We start from the raw sequence: 21,251 nt of genomic DNA on the forward strand, positions 1-21,251 counted from the left end.
GTTGGGCTGCGAAATCAAATACAGAGTTCCGGTAACGAATAAGCCTTATCCGCGAATGGAACGCGGATAAGGCTGTAGCACGGGGATACGTTAGTTAAATAAAACAGCGACAGTAAAGGACTTTATTTCTCGTCCTTTTACTGTCGCTGTTTCGATTTCTGGAGTCACTCTAATACTAATTTCTAGCCAGTTAACGGGTTCCCGTTTCTCAAAGCCCGTAATATCAAGTATTCCAGTCCGCAGAAATCCGGAGGATACCGTTAGAAGCATTCCCGCGATAACCAGTACCCCAATTTTGTACTTCGGAACAAACGCTGCAGCATAGTATCCTCTCCTTTTGCAAGTGTTAGCTTCGATCTGCTGATCCACCGGCCTGTGCTCCACGACTCGCATTGCTTTAGAATCCATTTCCTCTCTTGACCTTAGGTCTGACCTAAGGTGTATCTTTAGGGTAATCCGGTTGCAGTGAGGGAGTGGTGGTAATGAACAGTGAGCTCACAATTAGTAAATTAGCCAAGCTTACTAATGTGGCTGTGCACACTCAAGTAACAAAGTCTGCTAAGCCTTTTTCTCTTTTTAGCAAGCATTATATTATGGGGGAAACAAGATGAGAAAGAAAATTGGCATGATTATAATTGGTGTTTTTTTGATAACTATGGGTGCAGTGCTCTATGTATTTCGGCAAAACAGCTTTGACATGGTGGAGCAATCCATTGAGATTTCCTCCCCTCAGGGCAAACTGACAGGTACACTTGTCCTGCCCAAGAAAGAGTACGGAAAGCTGGGACTAGTGTTGTTCGTTCATGGTGACGGACCCATCAATGCTTCTCATGATGATGGATATAAGCCGCTATGGGAGCGCCTTGCTTCGCAAGGCTACGCTTCATTGTCCCTTAATAAGAGAGGAATCAACGGTTCTGAAGGGGACTGGCTGGAGCAGAGCATTGATGACCGTGCAGAAGAAGCGCGCCAGGCGCTGGCCTGGGCCAGAACGCAGCCGATGATTGACGATAAGCGGATCGGCGTGTGGGGAGCTAGTCAGGCGGGATGGGTTATTCCGAAGCTTGCAGGAAAGGAGCCGCTCGCGTTCAGTATTCTGGTGTCCCCGGCCATCAACTGGTTAACCCAGGGAGAATATAATACGCGCGAGCAAATGGCAAAAGCCGGATCCACTGAGGTGGAAATTTCTGAACAGGTAGCGTATGAACAGGAATTGAAGGAGCTTTTGAAAGAGAACGGATCGTATGATGAGTATGTAAACAAAGCTCATACAAATGAGATTATGTCAAAAGAACGGTGGACATTTGTCAGCAAGAACTTCAGATCCGATGCAACCGCCGATCTGCATAACTTCAAATCTCCTGTGCTCCTGCTACTGGGGGAAGAGGATATTAACGTGGATGCGACGGAGACGGAGCAAGTATATCGTAAAAAGGTCAGCCCTCCATCATTGCTTACAGTCAAGGTCTTTGCGGATACAGAGCATTCCATGCTGGCGACGAAAACCGCTGATTCGAAATTGCGGGCATTGCTCATCAGTCTGTTCGCGCCAAGAAAAATCACGGTCAACGGTTATATGGAGCAAATTGAACAATTCTTGAAGAGGCTTCCCTGATTTGGAGCCTGTTATCATTGAAACCCTTTCTACCAGTTAGGAAATATTCTTGTTACCTATTTTGAGGAGTGGAAAGAACATGCCAAGACGAAGCTTAATAATGATATTAGCCATTATGCTCGGTGTTGCAACCGCCGCTTGCTCCAATACAAAAACAGAGGAGAGCGCAGGTGCAGAGGTCAAGCAGGATAGAATGGTCGAGGTGGCCACTGTAAGCGAGGAACTGCTGGAAACAGATTATACTCTGTCCGGCACCTTGCAGCCTGTGAAAGAGGCAGCGGTGACTTTTGAACTGGCGGGGCGGGTGATCCGTACAAATGCAGAAATCGGAGATTCGGTCAAGAAGGGAGGTCCGCTGGCCAATCTCGCTATGTCCGAATTTCAGCTTAAGGTTGAGCAGGCCGAGCAAGGCATTCTTCAGGCCAAGGCAGGATTGAATCAGGCCGAGCAGAACGCTTTGCAAGCCAAAGCGGCGCTGAGGAGCGCCGATGCGTCAATTAAAGCATCTGAAGCGCGGGTTGCAAATGCAACAGCAAATCAGGTGCAGGTGAAGAAAGGAGCACGCAAACAGGATAAGCTGCTGGCCGAGAACGGGCTGGCCTTAAGCCAAGCTGCTTACGAGAAAGCCAAGATAGATACTGAGCGCTCGCAGAAGCTGTACGAGCAGGGACTTGTATCTCAAACCGATAACGAAAACGCACAGTTGAATTTGAAAAATGCCGAGAAAATGGTAAAGGATGCCGAAGCCTCCATATCACGGGTTCAGGAAGGGGCCACGCAGGAGGAGAGACAAGCGGCAGCGGCGTTGCTGGAGGAAGCGATATCAGGAATTATGGCAAGTAAGGCCGGCAAGGAGCAGGCTGCGGCCGCTCATAACGGAGCGTTGGCCGCCAAGGAACAGGCACTTGCTGTATATAACAACGCAATTACTATAAAAAAAGAAGCGAACTTGGCCCTTTCCAAAACCTCTCTTGCCGCATCCTTCACTGGAGTGGTGCTGACCAAAGAAGCCAGTTCGGGTGATGTCGTTAACCCTGGACAGACCATTTATAAGCTGGGAGATGTCCGCCGGCTGAAGGTACTTCTGCCTTTGCCCGACAGTGAAGTGGGGCGATGGAAGAAAGGGGTGAAGGTGGATGTCGGTCTGTACGGCGAAGTACGCAAGGGGACGGTGAGCAAAATTTACCCGCAGACCAATGCCGGTACCGGGACGATTAGCGTGGAAGTGATTATCCCGAATGAAAAGCAGGACTGGATAGCGGGCCAGGTTGTCAAAGCAGGACTGAAGCAATCTGGAAGCAAGGTGATTCTGGTTCCCGTGATGGCAGTCATCAGCAACGGCGGCAAGCCTCATGCATTCAGAGCCGTGAATGGAAAAGCTGTGAAAACGGCTGTCGAAGTGGGGAGCCGGCTGGTGGATAACAAGCTCGAAATTGTCAGTGGACTGAAAGAAGGAGAGCAAATCATCGTCAAGGGGGCGGAGACTCTGTTTGATGGCGATCAGATTGAAGCGGCCGACGGTGCTGTCAAATGATCGAATATTTCGTTAAGAAGAAAAAAATTACCCTGCTGTTTTTCATCATGCTCATTGGTGCCGGAGTGTTCAGCTTCACCGGATTGCCGAAGCAGGAGTACCCTGACATCGTTATAAAATATGCTTTGATTACTACGATTTATCCCGGAGCCTCCCCGGAGAAGGTGGAGCAGAGCGTAACCAGGGTGATTGAGCAGAAAATCAAGCAGGTTAAGGGTATCAAACGGATTTTGTCCACCTCGGCCAGCGGTTATTCGAGCATTACCGTAGAGGGTGAGGACGGTGCCGATGCCAAGACACTGTTCGACGGGGTGCGCAAAAATGTGCAGGATGCACAGGCCGACCTGCCTTCCGGCGTCCAGACTCCGGTTGTTGATGACGATCTGGCCAGCTCCTATATCGGATCGTATGCGATCTCGGCTGCTTCCCGGGAAGAGCTGGATGCGCTCAGTGAGCTGATGAAAACCTGGAAAGACCAGCTCAGGTCGGTTTCGGGTGTGGCCAATGTGACTATCCAAGGGGTTCCTGATCAGCAGATTCATATCAGTATCAATAGCAGCAAGCTGCAGGAATACAACCTGGGCTGGGAACAGGTACAAGTGGCTATTCAAGGCGAAAAAACGCGGGTTCCCACCGGTGAAATCACCCTCAATGACCGAAGCTACCAGATTATGGTCCGTGAAGATGAGAGCCTGGATAATTTGAGGAAGGTGTTGATCACCCGAACACAAACCGGTTCGCCTGTTTATCTGAAGGATATCAGCACGGTCAAGCTTGGCCATGCCGATCCGAAGTCTTTTGCCTACTACGGGGATAAGCCGGTTATCACGATCAATGTTGGCGCGAAAACGGGCAGTGATGTGCCGGCCATGCACAAGCTCGTGAGCGAAAAGCTGAAGGAACTGAAGGCAACTCTCCCTGCAGGCACTCAGTTGGAAAACTTGTTTGCACAACAGGATAGGGTTCATGAAATCTTTAATGATCTGACACGGGAAATGATCATTGCGGTAATTGCCGTAATCATCGTTTGTATGCTCGGACTGAATCTGCTTACCTCGGCTTTTGTTGCCCTGGCGATTCCGGTCTCACTGGCGGTTGGCTTGATCCTGCTGCCGTTTCTGGGGATCAGCATGAACGAGATCTCCGTTATTGGCCTGATCATTGTCCTGGGAATCCTGGTGGATGATGCCGTCGTGGTCAACGATAATATCGAGAGGCGGCTCAGCGAACTAGGGGAAAATCCGCAGGTTTCGGCAATAAAGGGCACCAAAGAGGTAGCTGTTTCCATCCTTACGGCGACACTGGCTACGATTTCCGCCTTTGCTCCATTGCTATTCCTGCCGGGACCTTTGGGCGCATTTATCAAGCCGATTCCGGTGGTCATTTCATTGACCATGCTGGCTTCCATGATGATGTCTCTGACGATCATTCCAATCTTTCGCGAGTGGTACGAGAAGAAGAGAGAACGCAGAGCGAAGGCTGCCGCAGCAAAATCGGGTTTTCTCGGCAACCAGATTGCCGCCATGAACCGGTTTTATTCCGGTAAAGTCATGAAAGGAGTGCTGAAGCGGCCGCTGGCAGTAGCCCTCACCGGCTTGCTTCTCGGAACGGCTGCCTATCTGCTGGCACTCTTTGTGCCTGTTGAGCTGTTTCCGGCCTCCGAGCGTCCGGAGGTGGTTGTGACCATGACAATGCCGCCCGGAACTTCCCTACAGGAGACGGACCGCGTAACCAAGGATATTGCCCGCTGGATGAAACAGCAGCCGGAGTTAAAAACGCTTTCCTACAGCGCCGGCAGCAGCGCCCCCCAATTGCACAGCGATCAACCCGGCATTTCATCGCCAACCAAAGGCCAACTGGCTGTAGTTGGGGAAAAGGGAGTGTTCAACCTAGACAAAACGGTGAAGGCATGGAACAAACATTTGGAGACTAAATATCCCGAAGCCTCTTTTCAGTTCTATACGAGTAAGGTGGGCGTCGATGTAGGTAAGGCAGTATCGATCAGCGTTGCCGGAGAAGAGCTTGGTCAACTGCAGACAGTGAGCCAGCGGGTGAAGGAGACCATTGCATCCATTGGCGGGGTTTCAAATGTGACGGATAATTTGGGCATAGACCAATATACGCTGGAATTTGAGGTTAACAAGCAAGCTATGGATCAGTACATGGTGTCATATACCGATCTGACCCGTGCCATCCTGCTGTCAAGCAATGGTATTACCTCCAGCCAGTTCGATACCGGTAAAAATATGATTGACGTTAAGCTATATTTGCAAAAGGATAACAACGACCCGAATGTAATGTTCCAAAGATTAAATGTCACCAATACGACGGGCCGGCAAATTCCGTTGTCCCAGCTTGCCTCTATTAAGCCTTCATTTGCCATTCAGCAAATCCAGCATGTGAATCTGAAGCGCACGATTACGATTGAGGCGGATGTGAAGGGGCGAACGGCGACAGAGGTCGGTGCGGAAATTAGCGGGAATCTGAAAGGTATCATCTTCCCGGCGGGCTACAGCTGGAGTGCCGGAGGAGAAACGTCGGAGCAAAACAAGGTGTTCAAAAATCTGACCACGCTGTTTGTTATCGTTATATTCCTGATTCTGCTGCTGATGACTCTTCAATTTTATTCCATTTCCATTCCACTGATTATAATGACTACTGTCTATCTGGCTGCGGCAGGAGGAATTATCGGAATATACCTCTCCGGAATGCCGATCGGATTTATGAGCCTAATGGGTATCATCTCCCTTGCCGGGATCGTTGTGCGTAACGGCATCGTGCTGATCGAGTTCATCGAAGATGCCCGGCACGAGGGTACGGAATTGAAAGAGGCCGTTATACAAGCTGCTTCGGCGCGGTTCCGTGCCATCCTGCTGACCTCATTAACGGCCATTATGGGGATGATCCCGATCGCGTTGAGCGGCAACATTTTGTTCCGCCCCATGGCGTACACCATTATTTTCGGACTCATGTTCTCGACACTGCTGACTCTGCTTGTAGTTCCTTCATTGTATATGGTCGTGGCTCAGTTCAAAATGAGACGACAGGAACGGAAAATCAACCGGAATGCTGAGAGGGAGCAGACGCTTTCTGTATAAACCGGTCACTAAGTCTTTCCGCCAAAATACTGAAAGGAGTTAAGGATATGAACAAAGTGTTTCTTTCAGCATTATTTGCTTTATTGTTGTTCACCTCTGTGCTGCCGTCGGCACTGGCCGCTGACAATGAGGCGCAGGCTGTCACGGAGGACGGGAAAGAAGCGACTACCGATAAGCGGCTTCCGTCCACTTTTGTCAATCCGCGGGCATTGGCCGAGCTTGACCGCCTCAATTTGCAGACAGCGTTGTCACAGGCAATCGACAGTTCATTTAATCTGTCACTTTTGCAATTGAAGAATACGGCTCTGATTACTCAACAGAAAGATTACAAGGCACAAATTCAAGGTCTCGAATATGCCAAAAAGGATGCCTATACCCTTCCGGTCACTCCCGAGGGCATACTTGAGAATAAAAAATACCTGATCCCTGCGGATGCTGAACCCCAGCTGCTATTCTGGATGGGGCCGGTTATGGAGATAAACACTGTTTTTAACGGCCTGATGTCTGCACAAGTGGAAAGCATGAATGAGATGGTGATTTCCCAGCGGGTTCAGTTGGAGAGCGCAGTGAAAAAGCTAGTGCATGAGAAGCTGCAATCAGCACTTGACCTGGAAGAGGCTGTACAGGGAACCAAACTACAGGTCACCGGCCAATATATTCAGTTGCTGTCGCTCAAACAGCAAGCAGCGTTACTGAAAGAGGGACTTCAGGTTCTGGATTTAGAGCTGAATCGGCAGGAAATACTGGTCGGGCAGGGCATGATGACGGCGGAGAATTACCGCAATCTGGAGGCGGAGCGCAATAATCAGGGTGTCGAACTGGATAAAATGCTGGCAAATTACAGGTTGGGGTTGCTCCAGTTGTCGTTCGATCTCGGTATTCGCTATAACCCGAGTATGATGATGGAGGAAATTCCACTACCCGAAGTCAAGCCGGTGATCCGCAAAAGCAGCGAGGACATTCTGGTTCATTCCTTTGAGTTGAAACGTCTCTGGAATACGCTTAATCAAGCCAGACGGGATCAAAAGTTCACTCCTACACCGAACGCATACGCCAGGGAAAGCCTGGGCCAGATCGTGCAAATGACCGAGGAAGAGATCAAGCAAACCAAAATACAACTGAACCAAAATATCAACGCCGTCTACGCCGGGGCGGACGATGTTTACCGGCAGTCTCTCTCCGCGCAGAGGGAAGTGGATAAAGCGGCTTTCGATTTCGCCAATGTCAACAGGAGGTTTGAAGCAGGGAGTGTACCGCAGCGCGATTTGAACAACGCCCGGTTCATGGTCCAACAGGCGGAAACGAAAGCGGGGTTGCTGGAGCTGCAATATTTTGGCATACTGGGCAAGATTGAAGCGATGGAGAAAGGACTTATTCTGCCTGCTGCACAATAGAGATCGGGAAACACTTCGGATTTATGCCAGAGCATAAGGTTGTGGCCGGGCGGTTCAGGCTGGGCACGGCGAAAGTACCAATTGTGAAGGGGGAACACTGGACGTGAATCCATCGACACAGCGAATTACTGCACTGGATTATGCAAGAGCCTGGGCGATCTTTGGGATGATCATCGTTAACTATAAGCTTGCAATGCAGGCAGAAAATGACGGCCCGTCGTGGTTAAGGGAGCTGGCGGGTCTTTTTGAAGGCAGAGCCTCCTCATTGTTTATTATACTGGCAGGTATTGGAGTGTCTTTGATGACCGCGAAAGCAAGAAGATCGATGGATAAGGAGATTATTCGTCAAAATCGCCTCAGCTTGTACAAACGTTCCGGATTTCTGCTTGGTTGCGGCTTGCTATTGCTGCTGATAGGCTGGAGCGCCGACATCTTACATTATTATGCGGTATTCATGCTTGTGGGCGCAGCTATGATTACTGTATCTGATAATAAAATACTCGGTTTGTTCTCAGTGATTCTGCTGGTATCCGAGCTGTCATTGATTCTGTTTGATTACAGTAAAGGCTGGGACACCGGCTTTCACCAATATACGGATTTTTGGACGCTGAACGGATTTCTCCGGAATTTAATTTATAATGGCTTCCATCCGTTTTTTCCTTGGAGTTGTTTTTTTCTGATTGGCCTGTGGATCGGCAGAAAGCATTGGCTGGCCGAGGAGAACCGACGGAAGCTGCTGCTCTATTCAGTGTCGGGAACCATAGTTATTGAAGCTATTTCTTATTCTTTGATTCAAGGGACATCGTCTGTATTAGACTATGACTCCGCAGCTTATCTTTTTGGGACCAAACCCATGCCTCCAACATTGCTGTATGTTCTCTCTGGAACATGTTCTGCTCTGGCTATCATTGCGATTAGCCTGTATATCGTGCATGCATTCAGAAATTCCTTGTTCACCCAAGCAATTATCCATACCGGGCAGCTATCGTTGTCCCATTATATAGGGCACGTGGTTATCGGGTTGGGTTTTCTTGAAGTGGCAGGGTACTTGGAGAACGGAACACTTCCATTTGCAGTCGCTTATGGCTGTGCTTACTTCGTGCTGGCGATACTCTTTTCATCTACCTGGAGGAAATGGAAGGAACGGGGGCCCATTGAATTAATTATGAGGAAGTTTTTCTAAAATTTTATACCTGGTATCTAAAAAAGCGAATTTGAAGAATTTGAAGATCGACTCCTACTCTAGTGACATTATTGCAGTTTCAGGAACGTATGATGTAATACTTCATGATGGAACCAGCAAATCATTTGATGTGACGTTAAAAGCTAAGAAGGAGTCCCTCAGTTATTTCTCACCAATGTTTAACATTGAAGAGGGAAGGGGAATCTCAACGGATTCAAAGGAAGAGGAACTGGATCTGCAATATAAATTTCAGCTTCTCAATAGCATAGACACTATTCGAAAGTTATCCAAAGAGCAGCTTTACTTCCTTTTTGGGTTGAAGAAGGCTCAATAGGAGCGGAATGAAGAAGTCACATTCTATCGTAGAGTGACAGAGTATGAAAGTAAGTTGTTTTAATATAATAGGAACCAAGACTGTATTTAAAAAGAACCCACAGGGCTAAGCCTGTGAGTTCTTTTTGCACACTATATAAGTTGGAGGCAAGCTTAATCGCCACCACCACCACCACCGCCCCCGGAATCTCCGCCCCCCCCGCCGGAATCCCCCCCGCCGCTATGTCCGCCGCCATCCCAGCCGCCATGCCCGCCATGATGACTGTCCCAGCTGCTCCCGCCATGACTGTGACCGTGATGACTGTGACCGTGATGACCGCCATTCCCGCTGTTTCCGTCATGGTGATTGCGGGTGTGATTGTTGTTGTCGTTGTCGCCCGTAAAGAGATTTGGATCCGCGCCGGGGAAGAAATAATTGTCAGACGTGTTGTTTCGGTTCCGCAGCCGGTTGCCGCCGCCATGTTTCCTGCCGTTATCACGGATAACCGCCTGAACGACGGCATACACTAACACCCCAATAAAAACAATACCGATGCCCAAAGTAATCGCTCCTTCAAGGTTTCTTACCAAGATTGTACCATATTATTGCAGCTCTGCACCTTAATTGCACAGGAGAATGACGCATCTAGTAGATAATTCAGCGGTCATGCCGGAACTGCCTGGGTGTTACTCCGGTATATTTCTTAAAGACTTTCGTGAAATAGCTCTGGTCGTTGAAATGAAGCCGGGTGGCGATATCCGACAACGTGACCCCGGGCAGCTCGATCAGCCGCTTGGCCTCCTCAATCCGCTCCCGCTGGATATAATCGCTGACAGAAATTCCATTCTCCTTCTTGAACAGCTGAGAGAGATAGCTGGCATTCAGACCGGCCACCTCAGCCAATTTGTTCAGAGTAAGCTCCTCGTACATGTGGTTGAAAATATAGTTCTGGCATAGTGCAGAAGTGCGGGACAACTTGGATCGGCGGTTGTCGCGTACATGATCGGCGAAATCGCACAGAGCCGCGAGCTGGGCTTTGTCAACGGCGGGAATATCCTTCAGTTCTTCGATATGCTGAATGTGGAAGTCGCTCAGTGTATAGGCGATTTCCCAGAACAGGCCCCCGTCGATCGCGGCCCGGGTTGCCAGTGTGATGGAGGAGATGGCCAGATTTTTTTTGCTGCGCAGCTGGCTTTTCTTGGAGAGCCGCCCGAAGCTTTCCTCAGAGAAGGAGGCTTGGGACCGAAGGAGTCCTGCTTTGTCTCCGATTACGATATGGCGGAACATCTCCCGTTCGAGCATCGGCTCATGATGCAGCCAGGTGTTCTCACGCCGGTAGGAGTGATCGAGATCCGAACGGCTTTCCGTATGCTGCACAGGCTCATGATGGGTTGAGGCAAGCAGCAGCTCTGTGACCGAAAGGGCTTGTCCGTTGACCAGTGAGTACAGTAGCAGGGCGGCATGGTACCATCTCGTCCGGCTCAGCACCGGCAGGCCGCGGTAATACTGAAGCCACTCTTCCACATGGCCAAGCGGGAGGTTGTGGTCATTCATCAGGCTGGCTACAGTAGTCTCGGTCATTGAAGCAGCCAGTGAAGGGCCGAGTATTATCGTTCCGCCAGTCCCAAGCTCTGCAGGCAGCTTAAGCATAATAAAATTTTCCAGAAAACCGGTAGTGTGCAGATACGGCAAAAAGGAAGTCCCCCCGGTGTTTCGGGGATGGTTGTGCTCAATTCCAGAGACGAACTCCGTAAGTTCAGCCAGCATCCCGGAGTGGGTAGGCGCAGCCGGCCGTTCTTCCATAGAAGGAGGGAGCGCCAGTTGAAGGTTGCCTGCAGTGTCCAGCCAGCAGACCGGAATCCGGTAAGCTTCGTAGATTAATTTGCAGATGTATTGCAATCCCTCTGTTTCCTCCAGGTAGTCTAACATCTTCATCCATCCCCCTCCTGATCCAATGAAAATACCAATAATACAATAGTAATACCATAAATGCAGGTTGAAGTATATTAGAATGGGAGTAGAAAAACCTATTTCGAGGAGGCATATGATGACAACTCACATTTTAAACCTCATTTCGCAAATGACACTGGAAGAAAAGGCCGGACTTTGCTCCGGGCTGGATTTTTGGCACACGAAAGGCATCGGGCGGCTGGGCATTCCCTCTTTGATGCTAACCGACGGTCCCCATGGACTGCGGAAGCAACAAGGGAGCGCCGACCATCTCGGACTTCACAATAGTGTACCGGCAACCTGCTTTCCATCCGCAGCCGGGCTTGCATCTTCCTGGGACCGTGAGCTGATTCATGAGGTCGGCAAGGCGCTCGGGGAGGAATGCCAGGCGGAGGATGTAGCGGTCCTGCTTGGACCGGGAACCAATATTAAACGTTCCCCGCTGAACGGGCGGAACTTCGAATACTTCTCGGAAGACCCTTATCTATCATCGGAAATGGGCGCCAGCCACATCCAGGGAGTGCAAAGCCAGGGCGTGGGCACCTCGCTGAAGCATTTTGCCGCCAACAACCAGGAGCACCGCAGAATGTCTACGAATGCAATCATTGATGAGCGGACGCTGCGGGAAATTTACCTGGCCAGCTTCGAAGGCGCAGTGACACAAAGCCAGCCCTGGAGTGTAATGTGCTCTTATAATCAGCTAAATGGTGAATACGCTTCCGAAAGTGAAACACTGCTGACGAAGGTGCTTAGAGAGGAATGGGGCTTTGAGGGCTTCGTCGTGTCCGACTGGGGAGCGGTCAATGAACGGGTGAAGGCGCTGCAGGCCGGGCTTGAGCTGGAGATGCCGTCAAGCGGAGGCATTGGTGATGCCAAAATCGTGGCTGCAGTGAACAGCGGGGGGCTGTCCATGGAGACGCTGGATAAAGCTGTGGAGCGGCTGCTGTCCTTTATTTTCAAAAGAGTGGAGAACCGCAAGGAGAATGCAGCGTTCGATCTGGAGCAGCATCATGCGCTGGCGCGAAAGGTGGCCCGGGAAAGTATGGTGCTGCTGAGAAACGAAGATAATATTCTGCCGCTTGCCAAGAGCGGAACGCTTGCCATTATCGGCGAATTCGCCAAAAAGCCGCGTTACCAGGGCGGAGGCAGCTCGCATGTCAATCCGACGAAGCTGGATGATGCTTTTGCCGAAATGCAGGCGGTGGCCGGCGGTTCCGCAAGCTTCCTGTATGCACAGGGCTATGACTTGAACAGCGATGAAATCAACAGTGCGCTGCTCAAGGAAGCACAGGAAACAGCACAAGGCGCAGATGCTGCGGTGTTGTTCCTTGGACTGCCTGACAGCTATGAATCGGAGGGGTATGACCGCAGCCATCTGTCGCTGCCTGAGAGCCATAAGGCGCTGATCAAGGCGGTGGCTGAAGTTCAAGACCAAATGATCGTGGTGCTGAGTAACGGCTCCCCGGTTGAGATGCCTTGGCTGAATCATACGAAGGCCGTTCTGGAAGGTTATCTGGGCGGGCAGGCTTTTGGCGGCGCGATTGCCGATCTGCTCTTCGGTGAAGTAAGCCCTAGTGGCAAACTGGCCGAGACCTTCCCGCAGAAGCTGAGCGACAATCCCTCCTTTCTCAATTTTCCCGGTGAAGGCGATACGGTGGAATATAAGGAAGGTCTGTTCGTCGGCTACCGCTATTATGATAAAAAAGAAATCGAGCCGCTGTTCCCGTTCGGCTTTGGACTCAGCTATACGCAATTCGAGTACAGCGGTCTGAAACTGGACAAGAGTAGCATCAGGGATACAGATGTTGTCCAGGTGACGTTGAATGTCAAAAATACCGGCAGCCGGACAGGCAAAGAGGTGGTCCAGCTCTATGTCAGTGACGAGGAGAGCAGTGTTATCCGCCCGCTGCAGGAGCTTAAAGGCTTCCAGAAGCTGGAGCTGCAGCCGGGGGAGCAGCGAGAAGTCTCCTTTACCCTGAATAAGCGTGCTTTTGCCTATTACAACGTGAAGCTGGCGGACTGGCATGTGGAAAGCGGAACGTTCAACATTGCCGTAGGCTCTTCATCGCGGGATATCCGGCTCTCCGCTCCACTTACGGTAACTTCGACAACGAAGATTGCGGTAAGTTTCCACCGCAACACCACGGTAGGCGATTTGCTGGCAAATCCGTTGACTGCGGAAAAAGCAAAGAATTACAGCAGTATCTTTGGCCTGGAAGATGCAATGGATGATAATCCGGAAATGTTCCTTGCCATGATGAAATATATGCCGCTGCGTGCGATGATCGGCTTTGGCCAAGGGAAATATACCGAGGCCAACTTGGCCGAAGATTTACGGGAATTGAACGCGCTGGTTGCAGAGCAATAATCGCCGTCTGCTGAATCACTGGCAGGAAGGATTAACCTGTTGGCAATAGTAAAGGCAGCGCCCCGCTATAGGGAAGCTGCCTTTTAGCAGGTTAAAATAATCCAATCCGTGATTGCCGGATTATCCAATTCCATTATGAATGACCCGGGATATAATGAAAGCGTAATCATACAAATCAAAAACAGCTCCAAACTACACCTGTGGAGGAACCTATAATATGGCTGATACAATTCAGAAATGGTTTGCCAGCACGGAAAAAGCACCTTGGATAGCCCAAAACATCCCTGGTCCAGAACAAGCCGGGACAGCCGCTAATCTGACCGTTACCGCAGAGACGTTCCAGACGCTGGAAGGCTTCGGCGGCTGCTTTAACGAATTGGGCTTTGTGGCGCTGGGCCATCTGCCGGAGGAAGAACGGGCGGGGCTGATGCATGAGCTGTTCCATCCCGAAGGGGAGCAGCGGTTCAGCATCTGCCGCCTGCCGATTGGAGCCAGCGACTATGCGCTGGAATGGTACAGCCTGAACGAGACTGACGGGGATTACGCCATGGAGCATTTCTCCATTGAGCGTGACCGGCAGATGCTGATTCCCTACATCAAGGAAGCCCTGCAGCTGAACCCGGACCTCAAGCTGTTCGCGTCCCCCTGGAGCCCGCCGACATGGATGAAGTTCCCCAAAGCGTATAACTATGGAACACTACGCTGGGAGCCGCAAGTGCTTGAGGCATACGCCCTTTACTTCGTGAAGTTCGTGGAAGCCTACCGTGCAGAAGGAATAACGATTCATCAGGTGCATGTGCAGAATGAGGTGGTTGCCGACCAGAAGTTTCCTTCCTGCGTCTGGACCGGGGAGCAGCTGAGGATCTTCATCCGCGACTACCTTGGCCCGGCATTCGAGAAGCATGGGCTGGAGACGGAAATTTGGCTGGGGACGATCAATGCCCCGGAGCCATGGGATGAATGGCTTAAAGCTAAATCAAGCGATCATGATGCCTTCGCCGGGGTGGTGCTCGGCGATCCCGAAGCCTATAAATATATCAAAGGCGTAGGTTATCAATGGGCCGGCAAACATGCCATCCAACGTACCGTGCAGAGCTACCCGGAGCTGCGGTATATGCAGACCGAAAATGAATGCGGCGATGGCAAAAATACGTGGTTTTATGCGAGATACGTATTTAACCTGTATCAGCATTATTTCATGAACGGTGTGAACGCTTATATCTATTGGAACATGGTGCTTGAACCCAAGGGCAGGAGCACTTGGGGCTGGGAACAGAATTCCCTGCTGACCATTGATCCCGGCCAAAGACAAGCGACCGTGAATCCGGAGTATTACGTGATGAAGCATTTCTCACGTTTTACCGTCCCTGATTCCGTAAGAGTAGGGCTTAAAGGTCCGTGGAGCGGCCATGCCGTTGCTTTCCGGACACCGCTGGGCGGGATCACGCTCGTCCTGGCCAATCCATTCAAGGAACGGCGGATGCTGCACTTGCATAGTGGTTCCTCCTCGTACTCCCTGGAGCTTGAACCGGAATCCTTCCATACGTTTGTCCTTAGTTAACAAGGCATTCTCCTTAAACTAACGTCCATTCTTCGCGGGGCGTTAGTTTTTTGTTAAGATAAAATAATTTAGAGCATTCAACACTTAACATGAATTGTTGAACCCAAGAAAATTCCATTCTGACTTGGGCAAACTATGGCAAGTGAAACTTGGAGGTTGGTGCAGCAATGAGGGTTGCCGGTTGGATCATGAAACTTACTGAGCCTTTCCGCCGCAGTATCCGCAATAAGCTTATTCTGACTATGATTATCCTCGCTGTTGTGCCAATTGTGACAATTACAGCACTGGCAGCCGAGAACAGCCGCCGGTCAATGGAGGCCGAGGTCATCAGCACGAATCTTTCCAATATGAAATGGACCGGTGTCTATCTGGGGGACCAGTTCGCCCAGCTTAATAATCTGATCTATACCGTGCTGATCAGCCCCCACCTGAGCGAATACCTCGCGAATGTAGAGGAGTCCAGCCTGTCCAGCCAATTTGCCGCACAGCGGAACATTATTGATACGCTGACGAATCTGTTCTACTCTGCGGGCAATCATGTGGTGGGGGTGGAGCTGTATCTGAAAGAATATAACAAGCTGTTTACTATCAACGCCTCGCAGAGTGACATTGCCTCAACAGCCGGAATTCCTGCTCCGTATAAGCTGCTTTTTGAGCAAAATAAGGATTTCACAATAGCCGTTGGCGGCAACGATAACGGGAAATTCCAGCTGGTCCGCAGCATTAACCGGTTTGAGAACCAGGAGAAGCTTGGAGGCATCTCCCTGGAAATCCGCTGGGGTGTACTGGATCAGACGCTGAATCTATTAGGCCGGGGCAACGATCATACGGTATTTATCGCTAGTAGCGACGGCAAGGTGCTGTACCAGCCCTGGGGAGTGACTCCTTCGAAAGCCATTCTGGACCGGGTTGCCGGCACCGGTGAGCCGCAGGGCTATTTCCGCGGTGACCAGGCCTATGTGTTCTACAATACGATTGATCCAGTGGGTCTCAAGCTGGTCACCGTTATTCCTAACAGCTTCATTAACCAGAGCGCGCTGGCGACCATGAACTTTGGATTGATAGTAGGCGCCATTACCGTGGTCGTGGCGATATTGCTCGCCGTAACTCTGGCCTGGAGGCTGGCGACGCCAATCGTTAGCCTGGCCCGGTCCATCCAGGGCTTCGGCTTAATGAAGGAGCGTGAAGTGCGGCTCAGCAACCGGGTTGATGAAATTGGCCTTCTGGAGACGAAGCTGTATCAGATGTCGTACCGCATCCGCGAGCATATCCGGACGGAATATGTTATCGGCCTGGAGAAAAAGAGTGCCGAGCTTAAAGCACTGCAGGCGCAGATTAATCCGCATTTCCTGCAGAACACCTTGCAGATGATCGGCAGCATGCTGTTCAAGAACAGCCCGGCCGAAAGCTACGGGGTACTGAGATCGCTTAGCGACATGTTCCGCTACATCATCCGCGAGCCGGAGGACTTGGCCCCGTTGCGGGCGGAGCTGAACCATCTGAACAATTATATGCAGATCCAGCAGCAGCGTTTCGCGGCCCGGCTCAGCTATGCGATTGAAGTGGATGAGCAGGCGACGGACAGTCTGATTCCGAAGCTGAGCCTGCAGCCGATTGTCGAGAATGCCTTTTTTCATGGGCTGGAACAGCAGTCGGGCCCCTGGGTGCTGGAGGTCAAGGTAACTTGTGAAGGGGAGGACACGGTCATTACCATCTGCGACAACGGGATCGGGCTGCAGCCGGATAAGCTGGCGGAGCTGCGGGGAAGACTGGAGCGGCGCAACGGTGATTTATGGACGCATGGGGAGCGGATTGGCTTAAGCAATGTTGCTTCACGGATTCAGATGCATTTTGGCGGGAAATACGGGATTGGTCTAGATAGCATTCAGGGGCAAGGCACAAAGGTGACTGTAACAATACCACTGGAAAGGGACGGTGCGAACCATGCTTAAAGTACTGCTGGTGGATGATGAGAGCTGGAACCGTGACATTGTGCGGACGTTTGGCTTATGGGATGAACTGGGCATGGAGATTGCCGGAGAAGCAGAGGACGGGAGCGAGGCGCTGCGCCTGGCCGGGGAGTTGTCCCCGCAGATTGTCATCACCGATATGCGGATGCCTGGCGCGGACGGTGTCAAGCTGATGAATAAGCTTCATGAGTGTTATCCAGAGATTAAAGTGATTGTTGTGAGCGGCTACGACGATTTCAAATATGCCCAGAATGCCATCCGCTACGGTGCGGTGGATTATTTGCTGAAGCCGATTGATCCGGGGGAACTGAATGCTGTGCTGCGCAAATGCCGGAAGGAGCTGGAGGAGAGCTCCCGTGCCCGGGAGCCGTATGCCCTCGATATTGAGGTATCCTTCTCGCTGTCCTCCTACAAGCAGCTGATGAGGGTGCATTTCAATGAGCTGAATCCCGTAGGGGTCAATGCTGTTCTTGAAGGCATAGAGAAGGAACTGGTGCAGGGAGGCTCTGGCAGACCGGGAATGCTGCGGCAGGCGGCAAGTGAAATGCTGCTGCTGTTGAAGGAGCTCATGCGGAGCAACGCACTGGAGGAGGATGTCCTGAAGGCGGAGATCCCCCGTGAGGTATTGTTGTCCGGGAGCAGCACCGCCGCGTATCTGAAACAGCTCTACGGGACAAGTCTGGAACAGCTGATCGGACAGCGCAAGTTCAAGAATAAGCTGAACTTGGATGAGGTCCGGCAGTATATTAATACCCACTTTGCCGAAGCGGTAACGCTGGAAGCGCTGGCCAGAGCTTTTTTCGTCAGCAAGGAATATCTAAGCAAGGTGTTCAAGCTGGAGTATGGCTGCAATGTTACGGATTATATCCTGCAGCTGCGGATGGAGAAGGCGAAGGAATGGCTGGCTGAGGAGAGCATTCCGATCAAGACGGTGGCAGAGCTGGCCGGATATGAGGATGTCGGCTATTTCTACAGAGTATTCAAGAAGCATTACGGCGTTGCCCCCGGTGAGATGCGCAAGCAAGCAGCCGGTTTAAAAATGTCCAATCCGAAAGGGTAATTCCGTCCAATTAACCGCTTTCATAATAAAGATACAATGAAAGCGTAAACAAAACATAGACATTGGGAGGTCTTACAACATGAACAAGATGACCAAAGGTGTACTCTGTACATTCCTCACCGCGACGCTGCTGGCCGGCTGCGGCAGCAATAACGGTACAAACAACAGCAATGCTGCAGAAGAAGGAAATACAGGCAGCGGTACAGCCAAAAGCGTTACCCTGAAGATGTTCATCGCGCAGCCGCGCTTTAAGGAACAATATGATAATTATATTGCTGAGTTCGTGAAGAAAGAGAAAGCGGACAAAAATATTGATGTTTCCGTACAGCTCGAAATGCCGACGGCGGACAATGCCTCGCAAATTCTGAAGACGCGCCTGGCCTCCAATGATGCACCTGATATATTCGCTATCCATGCTGTGAACGAAATTCCATCCTATTACAAGGCCGGATACCTTGAAGACCTGACAGATCAGCCCTTCGTCGGCAAGCTGCTGGACAGCGTGAAGCCCTCTGTAACCACTACGGACGGCAAGGTTGTGGCGCTGCCGCTGGAAACCCTGTCCTGGGGCTACCTCTATAACAAGACCATATTTGCCGAGAATGGCCTGACCCCGCCGACAACGCTGACAGAGATGAAGGCTGTAACTGAGAAGCTGAAGGCGAAGAACGTGACGCCGTTCGTGCTCTCTTATAAGGAATCATGGATTCCGCAGCTGGTGCTTCCGCTGGCTGTAGGGGGGATGATGAAAACTGCGGACCCTGAATTCGTGAACAAGATGAACAAAGATGAGGGCTCCTTTACCGAGATGAAATCCGCGATCTTTGATGTGTTCGATCTCATCAACGACAACGGCACGGCGAAGGCCACTGAAGTCGGCGGCGATGATGGTGCGGCGGCATTTGCCGCTGGCAAAGGAGCCATGTGGCTGATGGGACCTTGGTATGCCGAAACCATTCTGAAGTCGAACCCGGATCTGGATTTCGGTGTTGCTCCGCTGCCGATCAGCGACAATGCGGATGCGACCCTGATCAATCTCAGCGCCTCGACTTCGCTCGCGGTATCCCCGACCAGCAAAAACAAGGAGGTTGCGCTTGATTTCCTGAATTATGTGCTGGATGATCAAGCCTCCAACGGCTTATTCCAGGCAATGAAATTCAATCCGGTGTCCACGGTGCACACCTATGAGAGTTATCCTTGGATCGCCGAAGCGACTACCTATGTCAAAGCTGGCAAGTCGGTGCAGGACCCGGCGATTCCGCAATCCGTCAAGGATGAGGTGGGCAAAGGACTGCAGGCATATTATGCCGGACAAATGAGTCAGGATGATGTGCTCAAGGCGCTCGACAAAGCCTGGAAATCCTACAACAAGGTAAACAAATAAGCTACAGCTTTACAGTCCGGGATGGAAGAAACGGGGGCGCTGGCCCTCCTTCCTCCATCCCGTTTGCTTTGCACACCACAGAGGGAGAGGGGCGGATACTATGCCGGTCAAGCGCTATAAAAGTGTTGTTTCGCTGCTTGCTTTCGTTGCACCCGCATTTATCATTTATTCATTGTTTCTGCTGATTCCGACCATCGGCGGCATGTACTACAGCTTCACGGACTGGAACGGGCTGAACCGCAATTATTCTTTTATCGGCCTTGGCAATTTCATTGAAGCGCTGCGCGAGGACCCGGATTTCGTGCACGCCTTGCTCTTTACACTGAAATACGTGCTGTTCATGATCGTATTGCAAAATGTATTCGCACTTGTGCTTGCCGTGTTCATTGAGACAAAAACAAGAACCAAAGGTTTTTTCCGGACGATCTTCTTCATGCCGAATATGATCAGCACCATCATCAGCGCTTTTATGTGGACCTTCGTGTTCTCCCAAGTGCTGCCGCAGCTTGCCGAGAAGACGGCAGCCTCGTTCCTGGACCAGCTGTGGATCGGAGATCCCAGTGTTTCTTTCTATTCGATCATTATCGTATCGCTGTGGAATGGCGTCGGCTATATGATGATTATATATTTGGCCGCCCTGCAGGGGGTGCCGCAAAGCCTGAAGGAGGCTGCCGTCATTGACGGGGCCAGCCCGTTCCAGACGTTCCGCAAGGTGACGATGCCGATGATTACGCATGCGGTTACGATCTGTTTTTTCCTTACTCTGAACGGGGCGTTCAAGGTATTTGAGGTGGTATACGGGCTTACCGGCGGCGGTCCGGGACGCAGTACACAGGTCATTACGATGAATATCTACGAAGAGGCGTTCTCCAATAACTTCCGCTACGGGTATGCCAGCGCCAAATCGGTGATCCTGTTCGTGATTATCCTGCTCTTCACTTTTATCCAGATCGGTGTCATGAAGAGAAAAGAGGTGGAAGCATGAGACTGAGAAAGGGAGCCAACCTATTTATCACACTGTTTCTCTGTATCGGCGCTGTCATGTCCTTTTTCCCGATTTATCTGGCAATTATCAATTCCGTGAAAACCCAAGGCGAGATGTTCGCTTCCTTCACGGCGCTGCCGACCAAGCTGCACTTTGAGAACTACAGCCAGGCTTTTAGCAAAATCAACCTGCTAAGCAGCACCCTGAACTCGGTTGTTGTCTCAGTCATTGGTATTGGAGGCATCATTTTCTGCGCTGCCCTGGCCGGCTACAAGCTATCCCGGACCTCCGGCAGACTTAGCGCGGCGCTCTTCTCGCTATTCATTGCTTCCATGCTGGTACCGTTTCATTCGATTATGATTCCGCTTACACGGATGGCCAAAGCACTGCATGTCAGCGGCAGCACCTACGGCCTTGCTGTGATCTACATTGGTCTTGGAGTGAACATGGCGATCTTCCTGTACCACGGCTTTGTGAAGTCGATCCCCCGCGAGCTGGAGGAAGCGGCACGGATTGATGGCTGCGGCGAGTTCCAGACCTTCTTCCGTATCATCTTTCCGCTCTTGCTGCCGATTACGGTAACCATTGCGATTCTGGACTTCCTGTGGATCTGGAATGACTTCCTGCTGCCGCTGCTGATGCTCACCGACTCTACCAAATATACGCTGATTCTATCGACCAACACGCTGTTCGGAGAGTACAATAAGGAGTGGTCGCTGATTCTGGCGGCGCTGGTGCTGACTGCGCTTCCTGTGATCGTTATCTATGGATTCTTCCAAAAGTTTATTATGCAGGGCATTGCCGAAGGGGCAATAAAAGGCTAAAGCGAGAGGAGC

At 51.1% G+C, this 21,251-nt stretch carries 16 protein-coding genes; 13 read left to right on the forward strand and 3 right to left on the reverse strand.

Features of this window, described 5'->3' with window-relative positions:
• Window positions 1–90: 90 nt before the first annotated feature.
• Window positions 91–369, reverse strand: a complete 279-nt coding sequence (locus tag NST99_RS08090; RefSeq protein ID WP_341090946.1) for a hypothetical protein — start codon at window positions 367–369, stop codon at window positions 91–93.
• A 238-nt stretch (window positions 370–607) separates the two neighbouring features.
• On the opposite strand from NST99_RS08090, the gene NST99_RS08095 reads away from it, so the two are divergent.
• The 6 genes from NST99_RS08095 (at window position 608) to NST99_RS08120 (ending at window position 9,158) form a co-directional block, all read left to right on the forward strand.
• Window positions 608–1,615: an alpha/beta hydrolase family protein gene (locus NST99_RS08095; protein WP_341090947.1), complete on the forward strand. Its 1,008-nt coding sequence runs from the start codon at window positions 608–610 to the stop codon at window positions 1,613–1,615.
• A 79-nt stretch (window positions 1,616–1,694) separates the two neighbouring features.
• On the forward strand, window positions 1,695–3,149 hold the full coding sequence (locus tag NST99_RS08100) for an efflux RND transporter periplasmic adaptor subunit (RefSeq protein ID WP_341090949.1): 1,455 nt from the start codon (window positions 1,695–1,697) through the stop codon (window positions 3,147–3,149).
• Entirely contained in the window at window positions 3,146–6,247 is a 3,102-nt protein-coding gene (locus NST99_RS08105) for an efflux RND transporter permease subunit (protein WP_341090950.1), read from the forward strand. Before NST99_RS08100 ends, NST99_RS08105 begins: the two co-directional genes overlap by 4 nt.
• Before the next feature lie 47 nt (window positions 6,248–6,294).
• Complete coding sequence (locus NST99_RS08110; RefSeq protein ID WP_341090952.1) at window positions 6,295–7,641, forward strand: TolC family protein; 1,347 nt, start codon at window positions 6,295–6,297, stop codon at window positions 7,639–7,641.
• A gap of 103 nt (window positions 7,642–7,744) precedes the next feature.
• A complete protein-coding gene (locus NST99_RS08115) occupies window positions 7,745–8,824 on the forward strand; it encodes a DUF418 domain-containing protein (RefSeq protein WP_341090953.1) in 1,080 nt (359 codons plus the stop codon).
• Between the two features lie 31 nt (window positions 8,825–8,855).
• Window positions 8,856–9,158, forward strand: coding sequence for a hypothetical protein (locus NST99_RS08120; protein WP_341090955.1), 303 nt, complete (start codon window positions 8,856–8,858; stop codon window positions 9,156–9,158).
• A 152-nt stretch (window positions 9,159–9,310) separates the two neighbouring features.
• Here the strand turns inward: NST99_RS08120 and NST99_RS08125 are convergent, their stop codons facing one another.
• Both NST99_RS08125 and NST99_RS08130 read right to left on the reverse strand, forming a co-directional pair.
• Window positions 9,311–9,727 (reverse strand): hypothetical protein, encoded by a 417-nt coding sequence (locus tag NST99_RS08125; RefSeq protein ID WP_341090957.1) that lies wholly within the window; start codon window positions 9,725–9,727, stop codon window positions 9,311–9,313.
• 67 nt (window positions 9,728–9,794) lie between these two features.
• The gene (locus NST99_RS08130) at window positions 9,795–11,072 is read right to left on the reverse strand and encodes a helix-turn-helix domain-containing protein (RefSeq protein ID WP_341090958.1); all 1,278 of its coding nucleotides are present in this window, start codon (window positions 11,070–11,072) and stop codon (window positions 9,795–9,797) included.
• A gap of 112 nt (window positions 11,073–11,184) precedes the next feature.
• On the opposite strand from NST99_RS08130, the gene NST99_RS08135 reads away from it, so the two are divergent.
• From NST99_RS08135 to NST99_RS08165, 7 genes are all read left to right on the forward strand, one after another.
• Window positions 11,185–13,455, forward strand: coding sequence for a glycoside hydrolase family 3 C-terminal domain-containing protein (locus NST99_RS08135; protein WP_341090959.1), 2,271 nt, complete (start codon window positions 11,185–11,187; stop codon window positions 13,453–13,455).
• A 217-nt stretch (window positions 13,456–13,672) separates the two neighbouring features.
• Window positions 13,673–15,016: a glycoside hydrolase family 30 protein gene (locus NST99_RS08140; protein ID WP_341090960.1), complete on the forward strand. Its 1,344-nt coding sequence runs from the start codon at window positions 13,673–13,675 to the stop codon at window positions 15,014–15,016.
• Between the two features lie 167 nt (window positions 15,017–15,183).
• Window positions 15,184–16,968 carry a sensor histidine kinase gene (locus tag NST99_RS08145; protein ID WP_341090962.1) on the forward strand — a complete coding sequence of 595 codons (1,785 nt, stop codon included), beginning with the start codon at window positions 15,184–15,186 and terminating at the stop codon, window positions 16,966–16,968.
• Complete coding sequence (locus NST99_RS08150; protein ID WP_341090964.1) at window positions 16,961–18,046, forward strand: response regulator transcription factor; 1,086 nt, start codon at window positions 16,961–16,963, stop codon at window positions 18,044–18,046. The genes NST99_RS08145 and NST99_RS08150 overlap by 8 nt, the downstream gene beginning before the upstream one ends.
• Before the next feature lie 79 nt (window positions 18,047–18,125).
• The gene (locus NST99_RS08155; RefSeq protein WP_341090966.1) at window positions 18,126–19,430 is read left to right on the forward strand and encodes an ABC transporter substrate-binding protein; all 1,305 of its coding nucleotides are present in this window, start codon (window positions 18,126–18,128) and stop codon (window positions 19,428–19,430) included.
• 100 nt (window positions 19,431–19,530) lie between these two features.
• Window positions 19,531–20,415 (forward strand): carbohydrate ABC transporter permease, encoded by an 885-nt coding sequence (locus NST99_RS08160; protein ID WP_038587842.1) that lies wholly within the window; start codon window positions 19,531–19,533, stop codon window positions 20,413–20,415.
• Complete coding sequence (locus NST99_RS08165; RefSeq protein ID WP_341090967.1) at window positions 20,412–21,239, forward strand: carbohydrate ABC transporter permease; 828 nt, start codon at window positions 20,412–20,414, stop codon at window positions 21,237–21,239. Before NST99_RS08160 ends, NST99_RS08165 begins: the two co-directional genes overlap by 4 nt.
• Window positions 21,240–21,251: the final 12 nt, after the last annotated feature.

Origin of the sequence: Paenibacillus sp. FSL L8-0470, assembly GCF_038008625.1 — a bacterium.
GTDB lineage: Bacteria > Bacillota > Bacilli > Paenibacillales > Paenibacillaceae > Paenibacillus_AQ.